This is a genomic window from Skermanella sp., from assembly GCF_059503625.1.
The window spans coordinates 1-9,122 of sequence record NZ_JCACHA010000811.1; the positions used below are offsets into that span (position 1 = coordinate 1).

A 9,122-nucleotide genomic window follows, 5' to 3' on the forward strand; every position below is an offset into this window, starting at 1 on the left:
TGCGATAGCCTGTCGCGCCCGGACGATGACTCCCTGTGCCTGTTCGACCGCGTTCAGCTTCTCCATTCCCGCCCCCCTCCTGACCAGCTAACCACAGCTTGATGCCGGTATCGACCAGGACATGATAAGGGGCGGGAAAAGGCGTCGCTCTATACTAGGTTAGACACAACTACATTCCTCATGCGCAGCGGCATCGTCGTCCTCTTCCTGGAAAACATCGATACCACTGCGCGGACCGGCATCGAGGCGGAGCTACTTCAAGCTTTCAGGATCTTGGCGTGGTGAGCGATATGGTCGCCCATGAAGGTGGCGATGAAGTAATAGCTGTGGTCGTAGCCGGGCTGGCGCCGCAGCGTCAGGGGGGTTCCTGACTTCTTGCAGGCTTCCTCCAGAAGCTCGGGCTTGAGTTCCTTTTCAAGGAACTGGTCGGAGGTCCCCTGGTCGACCAGGATCGGCGAGTTCCAGCCGCCTTTTTCCGCAAGCAGGGAGGCGTCGTACTGCTTCCAGGCTTCCTTGTCCTGGCCCAGGTAGCCGCCCAGCGCCTTTTCGCCCCAGGGCACGCGCGAGGCCGCGACGATGGGAGAGAAGGCGGATACCGACCGGTAGCGGTCGGGGTTGCGAAGCGCCATCACGAGCGCGCCGTGGCCGCCCATCGAATGGCCGAAGATGCCCTGGCGCTGGGCATCGATCTTGAACTCGGATGCGATCAGCGCCGGCAGTTCGTCGCGCACGTAGCTGTACATGCGGTAGTTGGTCTTCCACGGGTCCTGCGTGGCATCGACGTAGAAGCCGGCGCCGGTACCGAAGTCGTAGCTGTCGTTCTCGCCGGGAATGTCGAGGCCGCGCGGGCTGGTGTCCGGCGCCACGATGATGACGCCGTGCTCCGCCGCATAACGCTGGGCGCCGGCCTTGACCGTGAAGTTCTCCCAGGTGCAGGTCAGGCCCGACAGGTAGGTCAGGACGGGCAAGGGCCCGTCGGCCGCCTGCGGCGGTACGTAGACCGCGACTTCCATGTCGGTCCCGGTGCTGGTCGAGCGATGGCGGTAGATACCCTGGGTGCCACCGAAACAGGCATGGGCTGAGATGCGGTCCAAACTCATCGGGCGTTCCTCTTGTCTTGGCTATTGGTCTTTGGCGATCGGGCTTTTCGGCCGATCGGATCTTCCGGTTTCCGACCCCCGGGGCCGGCATGCCATGGTGGGACGCCATGCCGCAGGGGTCAAGACTTCAGCCAACAAGAGGGGGTGACAGCCGGTTGCACCGGGCGTAGGATTTAGTTGGAACAGCGAACAAACGTTGTCCAGATTGCTGCACCTGCGAAACAAAACCAAAGATATCAGGTGGGGGAGGAAGCAATATGACTGGGTTCACCAGACGCGACACTCTTAAGATCGGCGCCGGCGCATTGGCCGGAACGACGCTGCTGGGCTATCGCCCGGCATTCGGCGAAGTGGTGGCGGCCGATGTGCCGGCCCCGAAGTTCCAGGTCGAGAAAGGCGCCGAGTTGCGCGTCCTGCGCCCGGCCAAGTTCGTCCAGGGCGACGAGACTCTGTTTCTTCAGAACACGGAGCGGTTCACCCAGACGACCGGCGTCAAGGTCCGGGTCGATAACGAGAGCTGGGAAGACCTGCGGCCCAAGACCGCCGTCGCCGCCAATATCGGCAGCGGTCCCGATGTCGTCCTGGCCTGGAACGACGACCCGCACCAGTATCCCGACAAGCTGCTAGATCTGACGGAAGTGGCCGAATATCTGGGCAAGAAGTACGGCGGCTGGTATCCGATCGCCGAACGCTACGGCAAGGGGACCGACGGCAAGTGGATCGCGATGCCGATAGGCGCTTCCGGCGGCGCCATCGTCTACCGCAAGTCCTGGGTCAACCAAGCCGGGTATGAGACTGTCCCGACCGATATCGACAACTTCCTCAAGCTGGCGCAGAACCTCAAGAAGAACAACCACCCCATGGGCTTCGCGCTCGGCAATGCGCAGGGCGACGGCAATACCTGGACGCATTGGCTGATCTGGGCGCATGGCGGCGCCATGGTGGACGAGAAGAACAAGGTCATCATCGACAGCCCGCAAACCATCGCGGCTCTGGAATACGGCAAGCAACTATACGAGAACTTCATTCCCGGCACGATGTCCTGGCTGGACCCGTCCAACAACAAGGCTTTCCTCGCCGGGGAAGTCGGCCTGACCGCCAACGGCATTTCGGTCTACTACTCGGCCAAGAACAGCACCGATGCCGCCATCAAGGCGATGGCCGAGGATATCTACCACGCGCCCTTCCCGATCGGTCCCGTCGGCAAGCCGACCGAGGCCGGGCTGCTGATCAACACGATGGTGTTCAAGCACACCAAGTACCCGAACGCCGCCAAGGAATATGTCCGCTTCATCTTCGAGAAGGAACAGTACGAACCCTGGCAGAAAGCCAGCATCGGTTACTGGAGCCATCCGCTGGCAGCCTATTCCGGCAATCCGATCTGGACCGAGGACCCGAAGCATGCGGCCTACGCCGAGGTCATGAAGAACATGCTGTGGTACGGCTATCAGGGCAGCCTCGGCTACGCGTCGGCCGCGACCCTGGCGGATTTCATCATCAACAACATGGTGTCGCAGGTCTGCTCCGGCCGGTCCACGCCGAAGGAAGCGGCGGCCGAAGCCCAGCGCCGGGCGGAGCGGTATTACAGGACCTGACATGCCAGGCCCCGATATGGCGATTGCCGCCGAGCGCAAGCGTGTCGCGCAGCCCACAGGATCGTGGGTTGCGCGCACTCTCGACAATCCCGGCGTCCTGGCGTTCCTGTTCATGTTGCCGGCAGCCACGCTGCTGCTGGTCTTCCTGACCTATCCGCTGGGACTGGGTATCTGGCTGGGCTTCACCGACACGAAGATCGGACGGTCCGGCGTCTTCATCGGTCTGGAGAACTACGAATCGCTGTTCCAGGACAGCATGTTCTGGCTGGCCGTCAGCAATACCGTGCTCTACACGGTGTTCGCGACCATCGGCAAGTTCGCGCTGGGGCTTTGGCTGGCGCTGCTGCTGAACAACCACCTGCCGGCCAAGGCCCTGATCCGGTCGATCATCCTGGTGCCCTGGATCGTTCCGACGGTGCTGTCGGCGCTGGCGTTCTGGTGGATCTACGATCCGCAGTTCTCGATCATCAGCTGGGCACTGACCGAGATGGGGCTGATCGACCACTACATCGACTTCCTCGGTACGCCCAACAATGCCCGGATGTCGCTGATCGCCGCCAATATCTGGCGCGGCATTCCGTTCGTCGCGATCTGCCTGCTGGCCGGTCTCCAGACAATCTCGCCGAGCCTGTACGAAGCGGCGGCGCTGGACGGGGCGACATCCTGGCAGCGGTTCCGGCATATCACCCTGCCGATGCTGATGCCGATCCTGGCTGTTGTCATGACCTTCTCGATCCTGTTCACCTTCACCGACTTCCAGCTGATCTACGCGATCACGCGCGGCGGTCCGGCGGGGACGACGCATCTGATGGCGACGCTGGCCTTCCAGCGGGCGATCCCCGGCGGCCAGTTGGGCGAAGGGGCGGCGATCGCGGTGGCGATGATCCCGTTCCTGCTGTTCGCGACGCTGTTCAGCTACTTCGCCCTTGCCCGGCGGAAATGGCAGCAAGGAGGCAGCGATGACTGAGCGGGCCAGCATCATGGACCAAACCAGGATCGGAGGCGGGAATGGCTGAAGAAGTCACAGGCATGGACTATCTGACCCGCTGGCCGCGCAAGCTGCTGACGGTCTATACGCCGCTGGCGGGGTTTCTGGTCATCCTGCTGTTTCCGTTCTACTGGATGACTGTCACCACCTTCAAATCGAACGAGGAGCTTTACAACTACAAGGACTACAATCCGCTCTGGATCCACTCGCCGACGCTCGACAACGTCAAGCGCCTGCTGTTCGACACGGATTATCCGCAGTGGCTGGCGATCACGATGACGGTTGCCGTGGTGGCGACCTTCATCAGCCTGTTCGCCAGCGTGCTGGCGGCCTACGCGATCCAGCGGCTGCGCTTCAAGGGGGGCCAGACGGTCGGGCTGATGATCTATCTGGCCTATCTGGTGCCGCCGTCGATCCTGTTCATTCCGCTGGCGACCATGGTGTTCCAGTTCGGGCTGTACGACAGTCCGATAGCCCTGATCCTGACCTACCCGACCTTCCTGATCCCGTTCTGCACGTGGCTGCTGATGGGATACTTCAAGTCGATCCCGTACGAGCTGGAGGAATGCGCGCTGGTCGATGGCGCAACGCGTATCCAGATCCTGTGGAAGATCACGTTGCCGCTGGCGATTCCGGGCCTGATCTCCGCCGGTATCTTCGCCTTTACCTTGTCCTGGAACGAGTTCATCTATGCGCTGGCCTTCATCTCGTCGGTGGAGAACAAGACCGTTCCGGTCGCGGTGCTGACGCAGCTTGTCGAAGGCGACGTCTACCACTGGGGCTCGCTGATGGCGGGGGCACTGCTTGGGTCGCTGCCGGTGGCTATCATCTATTCCTTCTTCGTCGAGCACTACGTGTCGAGCCTGACGGGTGCCGTCAAGGAATAGGGCCGGAGTGTGGAATACTGGCGCAGGCCGTCCCGTTGTGGCATCCAGAAGAGGAAGTTCAAGGATACCATTCGGGACACCAGGGGATAAGCGTCGATATGTGTGTATGCCACGGCTCCGGAAGCCATTCCGACGGTGCGGCCACGACCAAGGCAACGGCCGAGATCACGACCGAGATCACCGGGGACCGCGCCGCCGAGATGAGCCGGCGCGGTTTCATGGCTGTTCTGGTCGGCTTCAGCGGAACGGCGCTGGTCGCCTGCGTCGGACCGGGCCAGACCGGCCTTGGGCTCGGCCTTGTCTCGGCGCAGGAAGCCGAGCAGCTTGGCGTGCAGAGCTGGGAGCAGATCCGGTCCGAAGTCCCGGTTTCCAAGAATAAGACCTACCAGCGCGCCTTGCAGCAGGTCAGCACCAATATCCTGAGCGCCATCGGCCAAAACCCGGGGAACTGGGAAGCGGTGGTCTTCGAGAGCAAGGAAGCCAACGCCTTCGCCTTGCCCGGCAACAAGATCGGCGTCTACGAAGGCATGTTCGCCATCGCGACCGACGTCAACGAGTTGGCCGCCGTCGTCGGCCATGAGGTCGGCCACAATCAGGCGGAGCATGCGCGGGAGCGCCTGAGTTCCGCCGCCGCCACCCAGACCGGCGTCCAGCTACTCGGCGCAGCCCTTCAGATCGGCAATATCGGCTACGCCAACGAGATCGCCGGCCTGCTCGGCGCCGGCGTTCAATATGGCCTGATCCTTCCCTACTCGCGGAACCAGGAACTGGAGGCGGACAGCATCGGCCTGATCAACATGGCCAAAGCCGGCTACGACCCGCGTGCCGCGATCAAGCTGTGGCAGAACATGCAGGCGGCCGGCGAGCGGGCTCCGGAGTTCCTGTCGACGCACCCGGCGCCGGAGTCGAGGATCGCGGCGCTGGAAGCGCAGATGCCGGAGGCAATGAGCTACTATAAGCCGCGGCCGGCGTAATATAACGGCATATCAGTTTCCGGTGGAGAAGCCAGCCGTAGGTCGGTCTAAAGCGAAGCGGCAGCCGACATAGACGCGCCTGCTTGTCGGCTGCCGCTTCGCTTTAGACCGACCTACGACGATAGCAATCTCCTGAATCTTTTACCTGAAGACGATAGTCTTGCTGCCGTTCAGCAGGACGCGGTGCTCGGTGTGATACTTCACGGCGCGCGCCAGCACGACGCTTTCCACGTCGCGTCCGACCGCCACGAGGTCGTCGGGCGTCGACGTGTGATCGACCCGCTCGACTTCCTGCTCGATGATCGGCCCTTCGTCGAGGTTGGAGGTGACGTAGTGGGCGGTGGCGCCGATCAGCTTCACGCCGCGCGCGAAGGCCTGATGGTAGGGCTTGGCGCCCTTGAAGCTGGGCAGGAACGAGTGATGGATGTTGATCGCCCGTCCCGCCAGCCGGTCGCACAGTTCGGGCGAGAGCACCTGCATGTAGCGGGCGAGCACGACGAGATCGATGTTCTCCTGCTCGATGATCTCCCACAGGCGCGATTCCTGCTCCAGCTTGTTGCCGGCATTGACCGGCAGATAGTGGAACGGCACGTTGTGCCAGGCCGCCAGCTGGTAGAAGTCGCGGTGGTTGGAAACGATAGCCGGGATCTCGACGTTCAGGCCGCCGGTCCGGTAGCGGTAGAGAAGATCGTTGAGGCAGTGGCCGAACTTGGACACCAGCAGCAGCAGACGCTGCGGCCGGCCGGCATCGTGGAGGCGCCATTTCATGCCGAAGCGCTCCGCCACCTCCGAAAAGCCGGCTGCCAGTTCCTCGCCGCTGGGTCCGCCTTCCGGTGACGCCAGGAATATCCGCAGGAAGAACAGCCCGCTGGTCCGGTCGCCGAACTGGGCGCTGTCGATGATGTTGCAGCCGCGTCCCGCAAGGAAACCCGACACGGCGGCAACGATCCCGACGGTGTCCGGGCAGGAAATGGTCAGGATGTGGCGGGCGGTCATCTCGGTTCTTTCCAGGATCTCTAGGCTGCACAGGGCGTTCAGCCGTTGAAGGAAGCGCAACGGCGCTTCTCATGCAAGCCCGGATTCGACAAGGCGGACCGGCGCGCTCAGTCCAGCATCGGAAGACCGCTTTCGATCCGCACCAGGGCCGCCAGCAAGGGCACGCCGATATCGCGCCGGACGAAGGCGCTGCTGCGGTCGGCTGCGGCAATGGCCTGGGCCATGGTTACGCGCCAGCGATCGTCGCCGAAGATCAGCTTCTCCGCCTTGGCCCGCTGGGCCAGCACAGTAGGCTTGCGGTTTGCCGAGGTATCGGTGATCTGGTTCAGCCGCTTCATCCATTGCTGGGCCGCGGCCGGGTCGGCGCGCCGGATCGCCGCCGCGATGAACTCCGACAGTATTTCCGCCTGGGCATCGACTTCCTGCACCTGCTCGAGATAGGCGGAGGTCAGGGAGATCTCGCCCCGCGCCTGCAAGCGTCCAAGGACGGCGGGGACCGTCCAGGGGCTGTCTTCGTGGACCGTGCGGAGCAGACCGAGCGCAAGGTTGACCTCGCCGAGATCGGCGGCGGCGACCGCGAGTTCTGCCGGGCAGCATTCCTGCTTGGTTTCGCGGAAGCGGGAGAACTGCTGTTCGACCGTGTTCAGGAACAGGGTGCGGGCCTCCGCCTCGCGGCCGACCCGGAGGAGCGACTGCACCACCAATCCCAATTCCCAGGAGCAGTTGTTGGCCTGCGAGTACTTCTGGGCTTCCGTCGTCAAGGCGGCGGCGAGATCCTTGTCGCCGCGCCACGAGGCGATTTCGGCAATGTCGGTCAGATTGTAGATCCGGGTCGAGCAGTCGGAGATGCTCCGGGTAATTTGAAGCGCCACGTCGGTCTGGCCGGTCAGCGCCAGCGCACGCGAAACGAAGAGATCCTGCTCCTGAGCGTCGCTGCTGGACGCGGCGGCGCCACGGCGCAGGGCACCGACGAACGGCGCTATGATTTCCCGCGCCTTGTCGGTTCCGCCGGTCAGATGATAGGCGACCGCGAGCGACAGCCAGTCCCAGCGCGGCGTCGAGACCGGATATTCGACCGGAGGCAGCAGGTTCTCGATCCGGAACAGGAAGCACGCGGTCGATTGCGCATCGTTGCAGATCAGCGCACGGACCCGGTTGCGGAACTCGAAGACGTCGAAATCGCCGATGAACTGGTTGGTGATGAGCTGGACGGCGATCGCGCTGTCGGGATAGCGCTGCACGATCTCGTTGAGCAGGCGGTCGGCCTCACGCAGCAGGCGCGCTTCTTCCCCGGAGTCGAAGGTCGAATTGGCCTGCTGGATCATCTGCATGGCCTGGACGAACTGCCGGTTGGCGTTCGAAGCGCTTTCCTGGGCCGAGGCGCCCGGGGACAGGACGCCGACGGCAAGAAAGATCAGGACCGGCAGCAGGTACGCCAGGAGAAGAAGGACGGTCCTGCCGCCGGCCAATCGCTTTCCGTCAACGGACATAGCTCACGACACGCTTCACGTAAGGCAGGGAGCGGGCATGGCCGGTTACCCGCTCCAACTCCGCCGGGTCACGCGCGTTGCCCATCAGATAGACCACTCCGTTGACCGTCTCGATCGAGTAGTTGATCGACGAGATATCGCGGTCGAACATCAGCTTGCTGCGCAGTTGCGTGCCGATCCAGGTATCGCGGGCCGAGTCGGTCAGCGTAGAACCGTCGTCCACCACGATCTCGTTGATGATCTCCTTGACGCCGTTGGCCTGCCATGCAAGGCGGACGGCGTCGAGACGCATCTCGGGGTCCTTGGCCCGGCCGGTCAGCAGGACGGTGCCCTGGTTGACGTTAGTGCTCAACCGGGAATGCATATCGACGCTGTGCTGGAACCAGAAATGGTTGATCTGCGCCTGGATCTCGGTATCGCTGATGGCGCCGCCAAGTCCGCGGGGCTGCGAGGCGGCTACGACGGCCGTGGTAGCCGCCCCTCCCACGATCAGCGGAGCGCAACCGCTCATCATGAGCATCGCTGTCGCTGCGGCGGTGAGTAGCGAAAGACGCGCGCGAGACCTCAAAACTTCCTCCGTCTGCCGGTCGCAAAGCACGTCCGGCGGCGCGAAGAAGTCATGCCCGCTACGTGATTGCAACACATATTTGAATTACTCGAAACTGGAGCCAAGGCTTTTTTGTGTACCGTGTCCTGATTGCTGCAACTGCGCTCAGGCGAACGGCGCGCTGGTGAGCAGACCGGCGAGTTCGCGCGACAGCACATCGGCGATCCGCCGCCGCTGGGACCGGTCGCGCAGCAGTTCCTCGTCCCTTTCGTTGGACAGGAACCCGGTTTCGATCAGCACGGACGGCACGTCAGGCGCCTTAAGCACCGCGAAGTTCGCCGACCGCTTCGGGTTGTCGAGCAGCCGGAGCGACCGCCCCGCCCCTTCGATCAGACTGCTCTTCGCCATCAGCGACGCCGAAACGGTATGCCGCGCCACCAGATCGGACAGGATGGCCGCCACCTGCGGCCGGGTGTGGCGCAGGTCGATGCCGCCGCCGCCATCCGCCAGGTTCTCCTGCTTGGCAAGCGCGAAGGAGAAGTCGT

General features: G+C 63.3%; 9 protein-coding genes. 4 read left to right on the top strand and 5 right to left on the bottom strand.

The window, feature by feature from the left end:
• Window positions 1-257: 257 nt before the first annotated feature.
• A complete protein-coding gene (fghA, locus tag AC5JJ6_RS28855) occupies window positions 258-1,100 on the bottom strand; it encodes an S-formylglutathione hydrolase (RefSeq protein WP_496045363.1) in 843 nt (280 codons plus the stop codon).
• 257 nt (window positions 1,101-1,357) lie between these two features.
• On the opposite strand from fghA, the gene AC5JJ6_RS28860 reads away from it, so the two are divergent.
• The 4 genes from AC5JJ6_RS28860 to AC5JJ6_RS28875 all read left to right on the top strand — a co-directional run bounded on the left by AC5JJ6_RS28860 (window position 1,358) and on the right by AC5JJ6_RS28875 (window position 5,544).
• Complete coding sequence (locus tag AC5JJ6_RS28860) at window positions 1,358-2,695, top strand: ABC transporter substrate-binding protein (protein WP_496045364.1); 1,338 nt, start codon at window positions 1,358-1,360, stop codon at window positions 2,693-2,695.
• 1 nt (window position 2,696) lies between these two features.
• Window positions 2,697-3,662: a carbohydrate ABC transporter permease gene (locus AC5JJ6_RS28865; protein WP_496045365.1), complete on the top strand. Its 966-nt coding sequence runs from the start codon at window positions 2,697-2,699 to the stop codon at window positions 3,660-3,662.
• Window positions 3,663-3,703: 41 nt separating this feature from the next.
• On the top strand, window positions 3,704-4,570 hold the full coding sequence (locus AC5JJ6_RS28870; RefSeq protein ID WP_496045366.1) for a carbohydrate ABC transporter permease: 867 nt from the start codon (window positions 3,704-3,706) through the stop codon (window positions 4,568-4,570).
• Between the two features lie 98 nt (window positions 4,571-4,668).
• Window positions 4,669-5,544 carry a M48 family metallopeptidase gene (locus tag AC5JJ6_RS28875; protein ID WP_496045367.1) on the top strand — a complete coding sequence of 292 codons (876 nt, stop codon included), beginning with the start codon at window positions 4,669-4,671 and terminating at the stop codon, window positions 5,542-5,544.
• Between the two features lie 141 nt (window positions 5,545-5,685).
• Here AC5JJ6_RS28875 and purU read toward each other — a convergent pair whose 3' ends face one another.
• The 4 genes from purU to AC5JJ6_RS28895 form a co-directional block, all read right to left on the bottom strand.
• The gene (gene purU / locus AC5JJ6_RS28880) at window positions 5,686-6,540 is read right to left on the bottom strand and encodes a formyltetrahydrofolate deformylase (protein ID WP_496045371.1); all 855 of its coding nucleotides are present in this window, start codon (window positions 6,538-6,540) and stop codon (window positions 5,686-5,688) included.
• Between the two features lie 107 nt (window positions 6,541-6,647).
• The gene (locus AC5JJ6_RS28885) at window positions 6,648-8,009 is read right to left on the bottom strand and encodes a hypothetical protein (protein ID WP_496045368.1); all 1,362 of its coding nucleotides are present in this window, start codon (window positions 8,007-8,009) and stop codon (window positions 6,648-6,650) included.
• Window positions 8,010-8,019: 10 nt separating this feature from the next.
• Complete coding sequence (locus tag AC5JJ6_RS28890) at window positions 8,020-8,541, bottom strand: BON domain-containing protein (RefSeq protein WP_496045369.1); 522 nt, start codon at window positions 8,539-8,541, stop codon at window positions 8,020-8,022.
• A 201-nt stretch (window positions 8,542-8,742) separates the two neighbouring features.
• The coding region (locus tag AC5JJ6_RS28895) for an N-acetylmuramoyl-L-alanine amidase family protein (RefSeq protein ID WP_496045370.1) at window positions 8,743-9,122 on the bottom strand (380 nt) is incomplete at its 5' end.